The organism is Ferruginibacter paludis (assembly GCF_030409685.1).
In the GTDB taxonomy this organism is placed as follows: Bacteria; Bacteroidota; Bacteroidia; order Chitinophagales; family Chitinophagaceae; genus Ferruginibacter; species Ferruginibacter paludis.
Window position 1 is genome coordinate 238,267 of the sequence record NZ_JAUFQJ010000024.1, and the last position, 17,534, is coordinate 255,800.

At 42.0% G+C, this 17,534-nt stretch carries 13 protein-coding genes; 6 read left to right on the forward strand and 7 right to left on the reverse strand.

What is annotated here, in order from left to right; translation table 11 throughout:
• Positions 1–10 precede the first annotated feature (10 nt).
• Complete coding sequence (locus QWZ08_RS25415) at positions 11–3,217, reverse strand: SusC/RagA family TonB-linked outer membrane protein (protein ID WP_290340500.1); 3,207 nt, start codon at positions 3,215–3,217, stop codon at positions 11–13.
• Between the two features lie 683 nt (positions 3,218–3,900).
• Between QWZ08_RS25415 and QWZ08_RS25420 the strand changes: the two genes are divergently transcribed.
• Positions 3,901–4,968, forward strand: a complete 1,068-nt coding sequence (locus QWZ08_RS25420; RefSeq protein ID WP_290340501.1) for an NADH:flavin oxidoreductase/NADH oxidase — start codon at positions 3,901–3,903, stop codon at positions 4,966–4,968.
• Between the two features lie 63 nt (positions 4,969–5,031).
• Here QWZ08_RS25420 and map read toward each other — a convergent pair whose 3' ends face one another.
• From map to QWZ08_RS25435, 3 genes are all read right to left on the reverse strand, one after another.
• Positions 5,032–5,796, reverse strand: coding sequence for a type I methionyl aminopeptidase (gene map, locus QWZ08_RS25425; RefSeq protein WP_290340502.1), 765 nt, complete (start codon positions 5,794–5,796; stop codon positions 5,032–5,034).
• 38 nt (positions 5,797–5,834) lie between these two features.
• On the reverse strand, positions 5,835–8,513 hold the full coding sequence (locus QWZ08_RS25430; protein ID WP_290340503.1) for an MGH1-like glycoside hydrolase domain-containing protein: 2,679 nt from the start codon (positions 8,511–8,513) through the stop codon (positions 5,835–5,837).
• A gap of 263 nt (positions 8,514–8,776) precedes the next feature.
• Positions 8,777–11,185 (reverse strand): bifunctional YncE family protein/alkaline phosphatase family protein, encoded by a 2,409-nt coding sequence (locus QWZ08_RS25435; RefSeq protein WP_290340505.1) that lies wholly within the window; start codon positions 11,183–11,185, stop codon positions 8,777–8,779.
• Positions 11,186–11,404: 219 nt separating this feature from the next.
• On the opposite strand from QWZ08_RS25435, the gene QWZ08_RS25440 reads away from it, so the two are divergent.
• Both QWZ08_RS25440 and QWZ08_RS25445 read left to right on the forward strand, forming a co-directional pair.
• Positions 11,405–12,691 (forward strand): metal-dependent hydrolase family protein, encoded by a 1,287-nt coding sequence (locus tag QWZ08_RS25440; RefSeq protein ID WP_290340506.1) that lies wholly within the window; start codon positions 11,405–11,407, stop codon positions 12,689–12,691.
• Positions 12,692–12,986: 295 nt separating this feature from the next.
• Positions 12,987–13,181 carry a hypothetical protein gene (locus QWZ08_RS25445; protein ID WP_290340507.1) on the forward strand — a complete coding sequence of 65 codons (195 nt, stop codon included), beginning with the start codon at positions 12,987–12,989 and terminating at the stop codon, positions 13,179–13,181.
• Positions 13,182–13,229: 48 nt separating this feature from the next.
• Here the strand turns inward: QWZ08_RS25445 and QWZ08_RS25450 are convergent, their stop codons facing one another.
• Positions 13,230–14,030, reverse strand: a complete 801-nt coding sequence (locus QWZ08_RS25450; RefSeq protein ID WP_290340508.1) for a carbohydrate-binding family 9-like protein — start codon at positions 14,028–14,030, stop codon at positions 13,230–13,232.
• A 158-nt stretch (positions 14,031–14,188) separates the two neighbouring features.
• Here QWZ08_RS25450 and QWZ08_RS25455 point away from each other — a divergent pair, with 158 nt between their 5' ends.
• Both QWZ08_RS25455 and QWZ08_RS25460 read left to right on the forward strand, forming a co-directional pair.
• Positions 14,189–14,497, forward strand: a complete 309-nt coding sequence (locus tag QWZ08_RS25455; RefSeq protein WP_290340511.1) for a hypothetical protein — start codon at positions 14,189–14,191, stop codon at positions 14,495–14,497.
• 357 nt (positions 14,498–14,854) lie between these two features.
• Positions 14,855–15,199, forward strand: a complete 345-nt coding sequence (locus QWZ08_RS25460) for a hypothetical protein (protein WP_290340512.1) — start codon at positions 14,855–14,857, stop codon at positions 15,197–15,199.
• Between the two features lie 144 nt (positions 15,200–15,343).
• Here the strand turns inward: QWZ08_RS25460 and QWZ08_RS25465 are convergent, their stop codons facing one another.
• Entirely contained in the window at positions 15,344–15,559 is a 216-nt protein-coding gene (locus tag QWZ08_RS25465; RefSeq protein ID WP_290340513.1) for a DUF6496 domain-containing protein, read from the reverse strand.
• Positions 15,560–15,582: 23 nt separating this feature from the next.
• Complete coding sequence (locus tag QWZ08_RS25470; protein WP_290340514.1) at positions 15,583–16,170, reverse strand: type 1 glutamine amidotransferase domain-containing protein; 588 nt, start codon at positions 16,168–16,170, stop codon at positions 15,583–15,585.
• A gap of 542 nt (positions 16,171–16,712) precedes the next feature.
• Between QWZ08_RS25470 and QWZ08_RS25475 the strand changes: the two genes are divergently transcribed.
• On the forward strand, positions 16,713–17,450 hold the full coding sequence (locus QWZ08_RS25475; protein WP_290340515.1) for an endonuclease: 738 nt from the start codon (positions 16,713–16,715) through the stop codon (positions 17,448–17,450).
• The last annotated feature ends 84 nt before the right edge of the window (positions 17,451–17,534 follow it).

Genomic DNA, 17,534 nt, shown 5'->3' on the forward strand with positions numbered 1-17,534 from the left:
TTTTAATTATTTAAAAGATGACGGTAACGCCAACCTGGTAGGTTTTATAATTTGGATACACCCCGAAATCAATTCCCGGCTGCAGGTTATTCTGGTCGTAGAAATTGGCTTCGGGATTAGCACCTGTGTAAGATGTAATGGTTAATACATTTTGAGCAGATACATTTACCTTAACCTGTTTAGCCCCTATTTTTGAAGCGAATTTTTTGGGCACATTGTAGCCCAGTGAAATATTTTTCAGTCGCACATAAGAGCCATCTTCAATGTAGGTATCCTGTACCTGCACCACAGGCGCATTCACCACTTTAGGAAAGCGTCCGTTGGGATTGGCTATAGAATCCCACCTGTCCAGCAACACGGCAGAAACATTACTTGTAGTAGTTGTTTTTTCTAATTGCTGTTGCAACAGGTTAAATATTTTATTGCCGAAAGATCCCTGGAAAAGAAAGTTCAGATCAAAATCCTTATAACTGAGCGTATTGCTGAAACTGGCGGTAAACTTAGCCTGTGCGCTACCCAGGTTGTGCTTATCTGCCGTGGTAATAGACTTACCTGTAACGCCGGCTGCGTGCAGGTATTTTCTGTCACCGGTTTGCTGGGATACACCCGATAATTTTGGCGCAGGTGTTTCGCCATATACATCCGCTGTAGTCAGCAGGCCATCTGTACTGTATCCCCAAAACGTACCCACGGGAAGACCAACCTTTACAATCACCGGCGATACCTGCCCTGTTGGTGCTACGGGTTGAAAAGATTTACTTGGACCCAGGCTTAAAATTTTACTTGCGTTTCTTGCATAAATCAGTGTTGACTTCCAGGAGAAATCCGTGGTCTTAATATTCTCTGTTGTAAGTGACAGTTCCAGACCCTTGTTTTCAAGACTGCCGATGTTTTCAGAAACAGTTGAATAGCCAGTTGCCAGTGGAATCAAACCACCACCGCTGATAAACAAATCGGTTGTTTTTTTATAGTACACATCCCCTGTCAACGTTATCCTGTTATGAAAAAATCCGAGGTCAATTCCTGCGTTGTATTGCGTGGTTGTTTCCCATGATAAATCAGGATTGGATGGCTGTGTCGGCGACAACCCGTTTACCGCCGAGAGCGGACTACCGAAATAATAACCGTTGGAATTGATGGTGGCTATTGCACTATAAGCAGGGAAATTAGCATTACCTGCACTGCCCGCTGTCAACCTTAATTTTGCATTGCTAATGGTTTTATCAAATTGTTTTAAGAATTTTTCATCAGATGCATTCCATGAAAAACCAACGGAAGGAAAGAAGCCCCATTTATTATTGGCACCTGTTGTAGATGCGCCATCGAACCTGCCTGACACGGTTAAATTGTAGCGGTGTTCAAATGAATAAGAAACTCTTCCCAGCCACGAATTCCATGTTTGTTTTGCCTCTCCTGATCCAGTCACTTTATTGGCGGTAGCCAGGTATAAATTATTGTATCCTAAAGCATCGGAAGGAAAAGTTGTTCCTGCAAGAAAAGTATTTTCTGATTTTTGGTATTGTGTTGTGTAACCCGCCAGCAGGTTAATAAAATGTTTGGCTTTAAATGAGTGATCGTAGGTGATTGTATTTTCATTCAGCCAGCCAATATAATTGATTGTACCAACAGAACCCGAGCCTGCAATGGTACCGCTGGAGTTACCGGGAGCTGTGTAGGAAGGTGCAAAATAATTCAGCTTGGTATTTAAAAGATCAGTACCAAAAGTTGTCTTTGCTGTTAAGCCATCCTGTAATTTGTACTCGGCAGAAAAATTGCCTAGCAACCGGGAAAGCTTTGTTTGATTGGTAATTGAATTAATTGCCAAAATAGGATTATCTGCATACTGCTGTCCGTTAATGGTATTGATCGTACTTCCCAGCGCCGGCTGTAACGTAGTATTGTATGATCCGTCTGCGTTTTTAATGGTCTGCAATGGATTGGTGAGATACAAAGACGAATAAGCACTGCTGAAACCAATATCATTATACGCGGAGCCCCTTAATTTATTTTCGTTCGAATTACTTCCAAAAATGCTGGTAGCAATTTTTAGTTTGGATGTAAAATTCTTCTCGTAATTAAAGCGTGCTGAGTATCGTTTAAAATCGGTTGCTATCAGCGTGCCCTCCTGGTTAAAATAATTTCCCTGGATAGAATACCGCGATTTTTCATCACCGCCATAAATACTTAACTGGTGATTTTGAGAGTTGCCTCTTCGGATGGCTTCTCCGGCCCAATCCGCATTTACTCCGGCCGCACCGAGTGAATCGATGACCCTTTTGTTACCAGCCAGTCCAACCTGGATAGTAGGCGTTGCATTGTATAAATCATCAAACAGTTTAGCCCATTGGGGACCGGTGAGCACATCATTTCTTTTATCCACCCGCTGTGTTCCATAAGAGCCGGTATAAGAAATATTGTTGGAGCCTTTAGAACCTTTTTTGGTCGTAATGATCACCACACCATTCGCTCCCCTTGAACCGTAAATAGCGGTAGCAGATGCATCTTTTAATACATCGATTGATTCGATATCACTGGGATTAATGGTAGCCAGTCCATTGGTGGAAACCCCTGTTACGGCTGATCCGGAAGCAGGATTTAAATTCGTCAACCCGTTATCATTGTAATAGATAAATCCATCAATTACATACAATGGATCATTACCAAAACTCAGCGAGTTACCACCGCGTATCCTGATGCTGGAAGTAGCGCCCGGCTGCCCGGAGCTTTGTGTAACATTTAGTCCGGCAACAGCGCCTTGTAAAAGATTATCAAAAGAAGGTGTTACCTGGTTCAGATTTTCCCTGGGTATGGTGGCAATTGAACCCGTGACGTCTTTTCTTCTTTGTGTTCCATACCCAACAACTGCCACTTCCGATAACTGGTTAGAAGTTTCAGCAAGCGTAACCGTTACGGGTTCACTGCCCGTAACTTGTATATCCTGCGATTGGTAGCCGACAAAACTGATGGAAAGCAGGAAGGGTGCTTTTTTATAGGTGGTTAGTTTGAATGCACCCTTATCATCCGTGGTTACGGTATTGGTAGAGCCCTGCAGGTGTATCGTGGCACCACTTAATCCATTTTTTGTTTTCTGCTCTAAAATACGGCCCGTAATATTTGTCAGCACTCCATCCTGCGCAATGGATGGAAAAATTTTCAGCGCCAGCAATGCCGTTATGATAAACAGCTTTGCCTTATTGTATAATTTAATTGTACTCATGTTGATTGGTATATGGTTTAATTTCCGGTGCAATAAAATTTACCGGTTGTTTTATTATCTGTGTATTTAATTGAGGCAATAAAATGCCTGCTCAACTATTCTGATGGGCAAAAATGCTTTGGTGAAACCCGCCTCACGTGCGGTGTTTATATCAATTGCTATGATATTGATACCTGGCGTAACCTGTACAAATAACAGTAGCCAACCACCGGCTAACACGCCACTGGTACAGGGTTACGCCAGGCATAGGTATTACATACCGCAATAACAAGCTCACGTAATTAAAAATGAAAGATTGCAAGGCTGAAAGATCAACAGCAGCAACAACAGACTTTGCTGTAAGATTGAAAATAATGTACCACCACCGATGCGGCTGAGCGCATACTTTTGTTGGAAAGATTCATGTTAGTTTTTTTAAAACTGAGATAGCTGATGGTGGTTAAAAGCTACCTTAAATGTGATTCAATTTCTTAGTAAATTATTAGTCTACCATTTTGATAGACAAATAAACGACGATTTTTAATTATGACCAAAAAAAGTTTAACAAACCCTGAAAAAAGTCTTACAGACACATTGAAGCGAATACAATAATCAAAATAAATTAACTGGTACGTTGTTAGCGAAAGCTAAAACAAACCAATTTTTAATCAACAAATCATCAGACATTTGCAAAAAATAAAAACATGTCATTACTTTTTCAACCACTTACAATAAGAGATATTCAGTTTAAGAACAGGATCGCCGTTTCTCCAATGTGCGAATACTCAGCCACCGATGGTTTTGCCAACGACTGGCATCTCGTACACCTGGGCAGTCGTGCAGTAGGCGGTGCCGGGTTGATTATTATGGAAGCAACAGCCGTTTCTCCTGAAGGAAGAATTTCGCCCGGTGACCTGGGCATCTGGAAAGACGAGCAAATTGATTTTTTAAAACGCATTACCGGTTTTATTGAATCGCAGGGATCTGTACCCGCTATACAGCTGGCGCATGCCGGACGTAAAGCAAGTCACCACGTACCATGGAAGGGCAACAAGTCATTAACCGTTGAGGAAGGCGCCTGGCAAACCGTAGCGCCCAGTGCCATTGCGCATACAGAGGGTGAACCCCTGCCAAAAGCAATGACGGGTGAAGACATTGCCAAACTAAAAAATGATTTTGCTGCTGCCACCCAACGTGCACTGGAAGCAGGTTTCAAAGTAATTGAATTGCACGCCGCCCATGGATACTTGTTCAATGAATTTTTATCACCACTCAGCAATAAACGCATAGATGAATATGGCGGTAGTTTTGAAAACAGGACAAGACTGTTGCTCGAAATTGCCTCAGACACCCGTAACATAATGGGCGAAAAATTGCCACTATTTGTGCGTATCTCGGCAACGGACTGGGTAACCGGCGGATGGACGGAAGAAGATTCGGTACAACTATCAAACAAATTAAAAGAGGTGGGCGTTGATCTGATTGATTGTTCATCTGGTGGCAATTCACCGGAACAAAAAATCCCTTTGGTACCTATGTACCAGGTGCCTTTTGCAGAAAAAATAAAAAAAGAAACTCCCTTATTAACCGGTGCCGTTGGTTTAATTACTACCGCAACCGAAGCAGAAAATATATTGGCAAACGGCCAAGCTGATTTGATTATCCTTGCCCGCCAGTTTTTACGTGACCCCTATTTTCCGTTACATGCCGCAAAAGAACTGGGCGATGATATTGCATGGCCGGTACAGTATGACAGGGCTAAACGGTATTGATACATATTGATACAATGGAGTTTACACCTTTTGAAAAAGGTGTAAACTCTTATAAAGTGCTGACTAGTTCCATATTTCATTCAACGCTGTTAAGATAACCGGCATACCATCAGTTATAAGAATCGTGTGCTCATGTTGTGCTACATAACCGCCCTTATCTCCCATCAACGTCCAGCCGTCGGCCTGCGTATTGGCAATGGTTGAGCGGGTGGAGATAAAAGTTTCTACGGCAACAACCGAATTCTTTTTAAACCGTGTAAAATTAAGCCGGTCGCGGTAGTTGGCAATTTCATGTGGCTCTTCGTGCAGGCTTCTTCCCACTCCATGGCCCGTTAAATTTTTAATTACTTTATAACCGGATTTTTTTGCTTCTGTTTCTATCAATTGACCTATGTCCGCAATCCGCACACCCCCTTTTATATTACTGATAGCTTTTTGCAAAATACGTTTTGATGTATCTACCAAATGCTGGTGCTGATTTAAATCTTTACCAAGAATAAATGATCCCCCATTATCGCTCCAGAAGCCATCCAATTCTGCGGACACATCTATGTTGATGAGGTCGCCTTCGTTTAATATTTTTGCTTCTGACGGAATGCCGTGTGCTACTTCGTTGTTAACGCTGATACAGGTCCAGCCGGGAAAGCCATAGGTTAAAAGCGGTGCAGACTTCGCTCCCAGCTCATTTAGAATTTGTCCACCAAACTCATCCAGTTGCTTAGCTGTCATACCGGGTGTACAGTGCCTGCGCATTTCTCTAAGCGTGATCGCCACTGCTTCACTTACTTTTTGCATCCCTGCCAATTCGGATTCTTTTGTTATAGACATACTATTGATTGTTTAAAATTATCCTGCAATTTCTTCTACTATCCGTCATCTTCATCATCATCAATAAAAATTTCATGCCCGGTGCCCTCTTTCCATTCCTCTTTCTTCACCTCACATCCACCAATTAAATCTGCTACCAGCGAGGTCCAGCCTGTTTGGTGACTGGCCCCTAACCCCCTGCCGCTATCGCCGTGAAAGTATTCATAAAACAAAACCAGCTTTTCGTTGCCCGGCTTTTTATAAAACCAGTTGTCATCGCCATACAACCTGCGCTCACCTGCTTCATTCAGGGCCAGCAGACTTACAATTCTATCAGTTAATACTTTGGACACCTCTACCAGGTTCAAAAATTTTCCCGATCCTACGGGGCATTCTACTTTTAAATGATCTCCATAAAATTCACCATACTTTTTTACAGACCGGATGATAAGATAATTGATAGGCACCCAAACCGGGCCACGCCAATTACTGTTGCCGCCAAAAAGATTACTGGTCGAATCACCCGGATCGTATTGAATTTCATATTTAATGCCATCGATCGTTACAGAGTATGGATTGGCCGCATGATACTTCGACAAGGCACGTATACCGCCTGGAGATAAAAATTCATCTTCATTCAGCATACGGTGCAGCAGGTGAATCAACCGGTCTTTCTTTACCAGTGAAATCAATATTTCTTCACCATCACCATGTTCTTCGTTGGGCCAGAACAGGTTGTTTTTCTCACGATAATTTTCAAACCAGTCCACCCGCTTTTTAAAATCAGGCAGGCGTTCAAATACTTCCCTGTCCATAATGCTTACAGCAAATAAACTTGTTAAGCCAACAATACTTTGTATCCGCAACGGCATCGGCGCATCATCACCAATGCGCAATGAGTCATAATAAAACTTATCTTCTTCATTCCACAGACTGTGACTGTTGAGGGCCTCAGAGATCAATACAAAATGTTCAAAAAACTTGGTTGCCATATCTTCGAAAGCGCCATCATGTTTGGCAATCTCCAGCGCCATGTCCATCATGTTCAATGCGTACATGCCCATCCAGCTGGTGCCATCGGCCTGTTCGAGTTGCATTGCATCGCTCAGGTTATGGCTGCGGTTAAATACACCAATATTATCCAGGCCTAAAAATCCTCCTTCAAAAATATTATTGCCTTTACGGTCTTTCCGGTTAATCCACCAGGTAAAATTGATAAGCAACTTTTGAAATATTTTTTTCAGAAAAACAACGTCGCCTGTGCCGCTGGTTTCTTTTTCGATGCGGTACACTTCCAGCGCAGCCCATGCCTGTACCGGCGGATTTACGTCACTAAAATTCCATTCATAGGCAGGTAGTTGTCCATCGGGTTTCATGTACCATTCCCGCATCATCAGCAGCAACTGGTTCTTGGCAAATACAGGGTCCACCATCACCAGCGAAATACAATGGAAAGCCAGGTCCCAGGCGGCATACCATGGGTACTCCCATTTGTCGGGCATTGCGATAATGTCCTGGTTTTTTAAATGCGTCCAGTCATTGTTGCGGCCCGTTTTTTTGCCATCATTTACAGGTGTAATGCCATCACTGGTAGTAAGCCATCGCTCCACATCATAGTGATAATATTGCTTGCTCCATAACATGCCCGCCAATGCTTTACGTTGTATATTTTTCAGGTCATCAGATATATTACCAGGCAGGATGGTTGTGTAAAAATCGTCCGCATCCTTTTTGCGTACAGCGAATATATTTTCAAACCCGTTATTAAAAGGTTTATCCTCTACCTTGTTGGTAAGGCGACAATAAATGGTTTTGGTTTCGCCTCCCTTTAATTTCAGTTCATACACCGGTGAAAACTTGGTGCCTTCTTTTTTATTGCGCAACTTTTTGCGAATGGCGCCATCAATAATGGCATCATGAAAAGCATCCTTCACAAAAGGAGTTGCATTGGCAGCCCCTGTTGCTTTGGCAAGATTGGTTTCATTTTCTGTAAACAGCGCATCATCAGGCTGCTGAAAATAAAAATAATAATGGCCCATGCGGCGGTGATAGGCTTTTACTGTTGTCTTGTTAAGCAGGGTCAGCGTTGGCTTTTGCTCATCAGGTGTATAGACCCAGCGGTTGTAAAACCACAGTGTGGGCAATACGGTGATGGCTGCCGGTTTATCATAGCGATTGGTAACATCAATCTTAATAAAAATGTCCTGCGAATTTTGTTTTGCGTAAGTAATATTTACATCAAAATATTCATCGTTGTCAAACACGCCGGTATCCAATATTTCATACTCAGGGTCGAGCATGGAACGGCTGCGGTTGGTGGCTTTCAGGTCTTCGTACGGAAACTCTTTCTGCGGGTATTTGTACAGATATTCCATGTAATAATGCGTCGGAATATTGTCCTGGTAATAATACAATTCCTTTACATCTTCCCCGTGATTGCCTTCGTAATTACCGAGACCAAATAACCGCTCCTTCAGTATTTTATCTTTACCATTCCATAGTGCTACGGAAAAACATAAATTCTGAAAATAATCAGAAATACCGGCGATACCATCTTCGCCCCAGCGATAGGTTCTGTAATGCGACTGATCAAAAGGCAGGTAGCCCCATGCATCGCCATGGTAGCCATAATCTTCCCGTACCGTACCCCATTGCCGTTCGCTGAGGTATGGACCCCACTGTTCAAGGGGAATAGGTTTTTTATAATTAATTGCTAAACGTTGATGTTCTGCTGACATGTGGTTAAGTTATGCAGACTCCCCGCCCGTTATTGAACCGGCAGGGCAGCTGCTGCGTAAAACATGCGGCAAAATTACGTCATTTGCAGAAGCTGGTAATTTGATATGAAAAAATTGAAACAGCAAGCGTTTGCAGCTTGTGTCAAAAACAAAATGATTAATTGTGCATCCTGTTAAATTGTATGCTTCTAAATTGAGGGATATTGGAAAACGTGCAGGAAGAAATATGGTAATTAAGCGCCAATTATGTATTACTTACCAGGTCAGTCGTCTTCCTTTTCTTTCGGGTTTACTGTTAAAAAGGCGGCCCGTTTTGGCGCCGGCATTTTTGAATGTATTCCTTTAACTCCTTTCCAGATTACTTCACTGAATTCCATATCGGGTACCCTGTCTTCTTTGCTAAAATCAAAAGTAGCTGACTTTTTAGAGAGCTGATTCCACACCAGGTTTTTTTCTGTGATGTCCACCTGCGCAGGCAGTGTATTATAAGGCGTAAAATCCGGAACGGCTGTAAAGCTTCGCCAGAGCGGGGTTGCAGCTGCATCATACTGGCTCATGGGCGGAATGCCTAAAATTAATTCAATGGTACGCAGTACGCCACTTGTTGTATAGGGTGTGTGATCTGCAAAGTTTCTTTTTACATAAGGGCCTGCAACATACACCGGGCTGCGGTGTGCATCTACGTGATCAGGACCATTCTGTGCATCATCTTCCAACACAAAAACCACACTCTCTTTCCATACCGGGCTTTTGCTCAGGTAATCTATAAACATGCCCACTGCCAGGTCATTGTCTGCCACATGCGCAAACGGTGTAGGCCTGCCTTTGCTCATACCTTCTGTATGATCGTTGATTAAACGGAAAGTATTTAATTGCGGCAATGCGTTAATAGCAACGAGTGAATCAAAATCACGTTTCCACTGGCCTACTCTTGTTGTATCTCTCACATGCTGGTCCCAGCTGGTGTAGTAAGGACAAAAATGGTTTTCCAATACAGGAATATTGGCTTTATAATCATCAGCAAATTCGCCGTAAGTACGGTAACTGATGCCGGCTTTTTTACAGGCGCCCCAGATAAAATCGCCTTTATTGTTGGCAACTTTCCGCGTCCCTTCTGCATCATATTCGCCACCGCGACCGCCATAACTTGTTACCCAGTTTTTTTCCAGGTAGTCCGTTGCGTACGCACCCAGGCTCCAGTTATGCCCGTCGGCACTTACCTCACCATCCACATAAAAATTATCCAGCAAAACAAAATCCTTTACCAGTTTGTGCTGGTTGGGCGTAACTTTTTCGCCAAACAATACCAGGCTGGTATCGCCGTTGCCTTCCTTTACATCTCCCAACACCTGGTCGTAAGTACGGTTTTCTTTTACGATATAGAAGACATGTTTTATCGGGGAAGGATCGCCAATTTTTTGCGGAATGGGATTACCTGATTCGCCCTGGCTGATTGTTTCCCGCTCTTTTGTGTACGGCGAATTTTTATACACCTGCTTTGCATACTCTCCCAGTTGTTCCGGTGTGGGAATATCAATAACACTCATGGTACCGATAAATAATCCGCCAATATATTGTTCTTTGATCGGCGTCGTTTTATCATCGCCCTGGAAAACCACTTTGTGTTTTTTAATTGGGTTGGGACCAGCGGGGTTGGCAAAAGAAGAAAATCCCTTTCCGTTGGTGACCCATATTTTATTACCAATTGCCTTTACACAAGTGGGATACCAACCCACGGGAATAAATCCTTTTGAGTGGCTGGAGCCCGGCGTGCTGATATCAAAAACAGCCAGGCAATTATTATCTGCATTAGCGATATACAAGGTCTTTTCATCAGGACTCAAAGCCAGTGCGTTGGTAGTGCTTCCGGGAGGAGCATCGGCAAATAAAGAGGCTGACAGTGTTTCCAGAACAGTTGCCTTTTTCACATCTATCAAGCTTACTGAATTATCGTTGGCATTGGCAACAAATAAATATTTGCCACTGGCTGTAATGCAAAGATCATTGGGGTTATCGCCCACTGCAACCTGCCCGCTGATTGTTTTTTTATCTGTATCAAACACCACTACTTTATCACATCCCCAGCAACTGATATAGAGTTGCTTTTTATCGGGCGATAGTAAACAGGTATAAGCTTCTGCCTCCAATTTTACCTGCTGTATCACTTTATTAGTAAGCAGGTTAATGAGGTACAAGGCATTGTCGTCTTTTGTAACAACGTACAATACATGTTTGGCATCATCAATAGCCATACCCGCCGGGGAAATTTTATTGGGCCACTTTGCACCCAGCGAAATGCTGTCTTTTAATACCAGCTTATTTTTTACTACTGCATATTTTAATATCCAGTTATCATTACCACCGGCGGCATACAAATATTTTTCATCGGCTGTAAACTGCAGCCCCAGCCAGCTTTTAGCAATCTCAATATTGTCAACTACTTTTTCAGCTGCAATATCAATCAGCTGCAGGCTTTGCGTGCTTTGCCCGTTGTTGGTAACTGCCATCCATTTTTTGCTTTTACTAACGGCCATATTCAGCGGCAAATCGCCCAGCGAAAAACTTTTACCTGCAGGAGATAATTGCCAGCCATTGGGAAGTGTTACTGTTTTTTGTGCGTTAACGGTGGTGGCCATCAGGAGGGCCAAAAAGGGAATGCAATATTTTTTCATACAAACTGTTGAATAAGTAATAAAGATACAAAATACCATCCTGTTGAAATGCCTGCTTTATTAAGTTACAAATAACAATTTTGCAGTGGCTAACGCATGCCAGGCCTGGCGTATTACAATTGATTCTGTGGAAGCAAACTCGCCTTCTAACCGATTTTATCTTTCGTCAATCACCACCGGTAAAAGGAATGTTGTACTTTAAAGGCTTAAAACTAGATTATGAGATCGTTACTTCTTATTATTTGCTGTATTTCATTTTTTACTGCTCAGTCGCAAAAAATAACAGTGCTTAAGTGTGGCCAGGTGCTGGATGTACGCACGGGCGAGATGAGTAAAAATGTAATGATTGTTATAAAAGGCAACAGCATTGGAAGTATACTTCCGCCGGGCGCCCTTGCAAAAATAAAAGCTGATACGGTTATTGACTTAACAGCTTATACAGTGCTTCCCGGCCTGATAGACTGCCATACCCATGTATTGCTGCAGGGCGACATTACGGCTGAAGATTATGATGTGCAGATATTAAGAGAATCTATCCCCTACCGCACCATCCGGGCTGTACGCAGCTGCAATATTGCTTTACAGCAGGGCTTTACCACCATCCGTGACCTGGGGACAGAAGGTGCAGGTTATGCCGATGTAGATCTTAAAAAATCAATCAAAAACAATGTAATACCCGGGCCAAGAATGTTTGTCTCCACACTCGCCATTAACACTACCGGCCATTACCCGGTCAGTGAAAAAGAATATGCCTGGGAATTGACAATGCCCAAAGGCCTGCAGGAAATTACCGGAGCAGATGAAGCACGCAGAGCTGTGCGGCAGCAGATTGCGCATGGTGCAGACTGGATAAAGATTTATGCGGACAGGGGCTATTATAAATTGGCGGATGGCAGTTATCGCAGTAGTCCGAATTTTACATCAGAAGAAATCATGGCCATCGGAGATGAAACAATTCGCAGCCGCAGAAAACTGGCTGCACATGCCGTAACAAGAGATGGTATTCTTGCCGCTATCAATGCCGGCGCATCTTCTATTGAACATGGTTTTGGAATGGATGATGAATGCATTGCCCTGATGGTGCAAAAAAATGTATACTGGTGCCCTACCATTTATGTGAATGATTTTGTAGCGGAGGGAAGGGCCAAAGCAGGCAGTCCCATCAATCAACTATTTGCTGAATCTGAACCTGCCTTGTTTAAAAAAGCCATGAAGGCGGGTGTAAAAATTGCCTATGGCACGGACATCGGTGGCTACGACTGGAACATGCCTGAATCAAAAGATTTTTCATTCTTGGTGCAATACGGCTACACGCCCCTGCAGGCCATACAAACCGCTACCATCAACGCTGCCGCCCTGCTGGATCAACCATTGCTGGGTGAATTGAAAGACGGTAACCTGGCGGATATTATTGCAGTAAAAAATGATCCCACAAAAGATATCCAGGCATTGAGTGATGTACGCTGGGTAATGAAAGATGGACTGGTATACAAGTCAGTAAAATAACAGCAGTTATCCCCAAGCTAAAAATTGAACGCAAATTGTACTTTGCTGTACCAGAAAAAAATATCTCCAAAAGCACTGCGGGCCTAAACTGACTGACTTTACCCCAACTCATTTCCACAAATGTTGATATTGTGTGGAATTAATTGCCGCAATTTATTTCTCAATTGCCCGCTATAAATACCCCTGTATGTGTAAGCGAAATTAAAAAAGCACTGGCACGGTTTTGTAGTAATTGCTTTAAACACTTAAATGACAAAGCGAGTAAACATCATCCTCAATCTTAAAATAAAATACAATGCCTGTAAAAAATTCAACTAAAAAAAGCAATGCTTATGTGTATACCGAAGCCGATCTTGGAGAAGGTCTGCTGCATGCCGGTGTAAGTCACCTGTACTGGATAGGAAAAGAAGTAAATAAAAAAATAAAAGCCATGGCTGCTTCTTCTAAATTAGTGCAGAACAATAAGGGCCAGGGTAATTTTTGCTACTAGAGATCATTATTCTGCCCGTTTGCAAATGACATTGTCTGCGAGAATCAACTACATTTCAAAAGCTATCCTGCTCCACTTTTCAGGCATATGCGTATCATAAATGCCGTGGCTGGTTAACACCATTGCAGGATGAGGTATAACTTCCTTTCCGCCGTTCATCAATTTTTGAAATCTCCCTAAAAACATGGTCCATACGTCGCCGCTAACAGGTGGTACCGTCTTTTCAGCGTCCAGTAAAGCAAGGCTGCTCCAGGGTATGGCCAGTTCTAAGCTCCACCCTGTATCAACATCTGTATTATCATTTAATGTTCCCTGCACCTGCACTGCAGTCTGCAGACCCGGCATATCAAAATTGGTAAAGGCCCAGCGAATGCCACGGGGGTTGGTTCCCTTCCAGAAACTGAGGCCACTCCGGTCGTAATCGCCGCCAAAAGTATAGGCCTGTTGCTGATGCACGTCAAACTGCGGTGTATCAAATCTGCCTCCTTTCACATAAGCATCTTTCCAGATAAAAAATACCTCGTACACCGTATTGGCCGCATTTATTTCAAGTTCGTAATAACAATCTTTCCCCTCAATAAAAAGTTCCAGGTCATTTTCTAAAAAAACAATACTGTCCCGTTCTGTAAGCTGTGCGCATACAAAAGGTTCCTCTGCCTTAAAAGCAATGTATAAATGTTCCTCATTCCAAAGTATGGCTGTTTGCGTATTGTACATTCCCGCATCCCCGGTAACCATATCCACAAAGCGTTTACTCCAGCCGGCCTGCTGCCATATCGGTTTATCAACATTGCCATCGATGGTAATGGAAGTGGCTATTTTTTTTGCGGTGTAATCAGGCTGGTGCATTGGTAAAATTTTTATAAAAATAACAAGGAAAACGGTGCAGAAAATTTAAGTTTCAAAATTACAAGCTAAGGTATTTTACCTGCAGGTAATTAAAGATAGTCATTGCAAAAATTACCTTATTGGCATAATTTTACATCAGGTAATTAAAACAATCAATTATGAAAAAGAACAAGGATACTACACCGGAACCAATCGCTCCCGAATTGAAACACGATACCATGGAATTTGCAGCTTCAACTGACGGCGACGACCAGCTTGATATGGTGAATGAAGAGGAAGAAATTACAGCGGATGAACTGGATGCACTGGAAGAAAAAGATATTGATGGTGAAGCTTATGCTTTGATTGCGGCTGAAACAGACAGTGAATCAGACGAAGATAATTTTTTAACCTCGCCGGATGATTTTGATGAACTGGCAGAAGAAGATGAAGACGAAGAGGATGAAGAGAAAGAGTTCAGAAGATAAACTGGTGATTTTTTTCAGCTTTCAATTATCAACGCTGAACACGAGGGCGATTAAATAAAAAAGCCGGCTCTTTGAATAAAGCCGGCTTGTATATATATGGAGTTATTGAATGCCAACGCAGGTAAAAGTTTCAACCGGGATAATTGTTGATAACCAAAATGTGTACCATTCAACAAAAAAGAAAAATTAAATTATCAACTTTTTAAAAGCTATGTGGAGCTTGATATTTGTTCGTTTAAAAAGTTGGTTCGTCTTGCCTGCCTTTATCAATTAAGAAATTGACATTGAATCAGAAGCAAGTATAAACAGACAACTTTTATTGGCATGCTTTTGCCTGCTTATTTATAAAAACTAATTATGACAAACGAACAAACAAATACTGCTGCAGGAAGCAAAAACGAGACCATCAATCAAATTGACAAGGAAGACCAGGATGCCAGCATCACAAAGCAGGAACTGGATTTACTGGATGCTGCGGGAGATGAAAACAATAAGGAAGATTTGAACGAACAGCGTGCGCAGCTGGACGATACGGATGAAGATGGTGAAGCATTGAACGAAGGTACCGATTTAACGGGCGAAGACCTGGACGTACCCGGTGCTGATTTAGATGACGATGATGAAATGATTGGCGAAGAAGATGAAGAAAACAATTCTTACAGTGAGGCCAATGACGATGAAGACGAAACCGGTAATGTGTAAATAAAACTTTCGAATTGCTCTGATATGCAACTCCAAAGTTCCATCAAAAAACACCCGAAAAATCCGGGCAATCTTTCAGGTGCTAAAATTAAACTACCCGGTTGAAGATTAACCGGGTAGTAAACGTGTTAAAAATCTGTGCAATTACTTTTTGGATGAAGTAGTTTTTTTACCCGAAGAGGAAGGCTTTTTTGATGGAACCTTTTCACCCTTCTCTCTTGCTTCAGACAACCCTATTGCAACAGCCTGTTTGGGATTGGTTACTTTTTTCCCTGACTTACCACTTTTAAGTGTACCGTTCTCCATTTTTTTCATGGAGGCTTCAACTTCTTTGGAAGCTGCTTTAGAATACTTTGCCATGGGTTAATATTTATTGTTAGTAATTAATTTGCCACATCACTCGATGAAAATGCATTCCTGGTTTTGTGAACCCCTTCCGCAAACTCTTCAATAATCTTTTTATTAAATGCAGGTAGATCTTCAGGGCTTCTACTAGTTATCAAACCATTGTCGCTAACCACTTCCTTATCTACCCAATACACACCAGCATTGGTAAGGTCTGTTTTTAAAGACGGATAAGAAGTCATTTCTTTTCCCTTTATCAGGCCTGTTTCAATCAGTAACTGCGGCCCGTGACAAATGGCGGCTACAGGTTTACCTGCTTCTAAAAATTCTTCTGCAAAAGAAATAAATGGCCGTTGTGTCCTCATCTTATCCGGGTTCAATACACCACCCGGTATCAGCAAAGCATCATAATCATCACTGCTTACCTGGTCAATTTGCGCATCCACGGGAAGCTCTATCGACCAATGATCAGTATCCCAGGCCTTCACCGTTTTGTGCGACGAAATAATATGCACGTTTGCTCCCGCTTCTTCCAAAGCTTTCTTTGGGCTGGTAAGTTCAACTTCTTCAAAACCATGCTCTGTAATGATGGCCACTTTCTTACCGCTTAAATTTGGAGTTGTCATAATTGTAATTTTAAAATGAAGAAAAATATATTGAATGAGCTTATAAAAAAATCGTGCCGTTGACACTGATTTTTATCCTGCAAGCCATTCTTTAGTGAAGGCTGAAGTTGTGTGTGGAATCTTGTTGTATTGGCACCATTTCATTTTATTCATCGCCATAGAAAATTGCGTAGATAAATCATCTACAATGATCAACCGGGAATTTTCGGAAGCGGGTTTCAGCATCAATATCACTATTAATACTTGAATTGTTGCAGAGCATAAGAAGTGATAAAACCCTGGGCTAATATTTCCTTTGCTTTATAATAAGTAAAAAATGCAAGTGCTTTTATTTTTTCACTATTCTGTTGTGTATAAACTTACTCATGTATTTGAGGGCTTTGCCGAAATTCTACCTCATTAATTCACTTATTTGCCCAACTACAAATCCTGTCTTGCTTTATCTAAGCAACACAATATTCCATCTGATTAACATCAGCCTGCAATAAATAAATACTACAGTATAAATGGATTTGCTTTTGCAGGACAATAATTAAAATAATATGCCCGAAGGACCATCCATCGTAATACTGAAAGAACTTGTCCAGCAATTCAACAACAAAAAAGTGCTGGATGCTTTTGGCAATGCTTCCATTGATGCACCCGGCCTCATCAATAAAAAAGTAATTGATTTTAAAAGCTGGGGTAAACACTTTTTAATTTGCTTTCCGCACACCACCCTTAGAATACATTTCCTGCTTTTTGGCAGTTACAGTTTTAACGAACAAACAAAGACAGACAAAAGCCTGCGCCTTTGTCTTCGTTTTAAAAACGGTACGGTTTATTTTTATACATGCGCCATCAAACAACTGGATGAAAAGCCTGATGACATTTATGACTGGAGCAGCGATGTGTTGAACGACAAATGGAAACCTACCAATGCGCTGAAAAAATTAAAAGCTTTACCGGATGAAATGGTTTGCGATGTATTGCTGGACCAGGAGATATTTTCCGGCGTTGGCAATATCATCAAAAACGAAGTACTGTACCGCATAAAGCTGCATCCAAAAAGTATCACCGGGAAATTACCGGCACCGGTTTTAAAACAGCTGGTAAAAGAAGCCCGCAATTACAGCTTCGATTTTTTAGAATGGAAAAAAGCCAATCAATTAAAAAAGCACTGGCTGGCCTACCATAAAAAAATCTGCACCCGTTGCAACCTGCCCATCATAAAAGAAGACACCGGCAAAAAACACCGCAGCAGTTTCTATTGCGGCAATTGCCAGGTTTTATACAAATAATTTTTTGGCCGGGCTAAGAAGCTATGTGGTACTGCATTGGCGTCGCACGCTTGTACATTAACTATCATGGCATCCTCCAAATAA

Excerpts from the sequence above, each read along its gene's own strand:
- QWZ08_RS25415 (WP_290340500.1), bottom strand. The coding sequence starts at position 3,217 with ATGAGTACAATTAAATTATACAATAAGGCAAAGCTGTTTATCATAACG.
- QWZ08_RS25420 (WP_290340501.1), top strand. The coding sequence starts at position 3,901 with ATGTCATTACTTTTTCAACCACTTACAATAAGAGATATTCAGTTTAAG.
- map (WP_290340502.1), bottom strand. The coding sequence starts at position 5,796 with ATGTCTATAACAAAAGAATCCGAATTGGCAGGGATGCAAAAAGTAAGT.
- QWZ08_RS25430 (WP_290340503.1), bottom strand. The coding sequence starts at position 8,513 with ATGTCAGCAGAACATCAACGTTTAGCAATTAATTATAAAAAACCTATT.
- QWZ08_RS25435 (WP_290340505.1), bottom strand. The coding sequence starts at position 11,185 with ATGAAAAAATATTGCATTCCCTTTTTGGCCCTCCTGATGGCCACCACC.
- QWZ08_RS25440 (WP_290340506.1), top strand. The coding sequence starts at position 11,405 with ATGAGATCGTTACTTCTTATTATTTGCTGTATTTCATTTTTTACTGCT.
- QWZ08_RS25445 (WP_290340507.1), top strand. The coding sequence starts at position 12,987 with ATGCCTGTAAAAAATTCAACTAAAAAAAGCAATGCTTATGTGTATACC.
- QWZ08_RS25450 (WP_290340508.1), bottom strand. The coding sequence starts at position 14,030 with ATGCACCAGCCTGATTACACCGCAAAAAAAATAGCCACTTCCATTACC.
- QWZ08_RS25455 (WP_290340511.1), top strand. The coding sequence starts at position 14,189 with ATGAAAAAGAACAAGGATACTACACCGGAACCAATCGCTCCCGAATTG.
- QWZ08_RS25460 (WP_290340512.1), top strand. The coding sequence starts at position 14,855 with ATGACAAACGAACAAACAAATACTGCTGCAGGAAGCAAAAACGAGACC.
- QWZ08_RS25465 (WP_290340513.1), bottom strand. The coding sequence starts at position 15,559 with ATGGCAAAGTATTCTAAAGCAGCTTCCAAAGAAGTTGAAGCCTCCATG.
- QWZ08_RS25470 (WP_290340514.1), bottom strand. The coding sequence starts at position 16,170 with ATGACAACTCCAAATTTAAGCGGTAAGAAAGTGGCCATCATTACAGAG.
- QWZ08_RS25475 (WP_290340515.1), top strand. The coding sequence starts at position 16,713 with ATGCCCGAAGGACCATCCATCGTAATACTGAAAGAACTTGTCCAGCAA.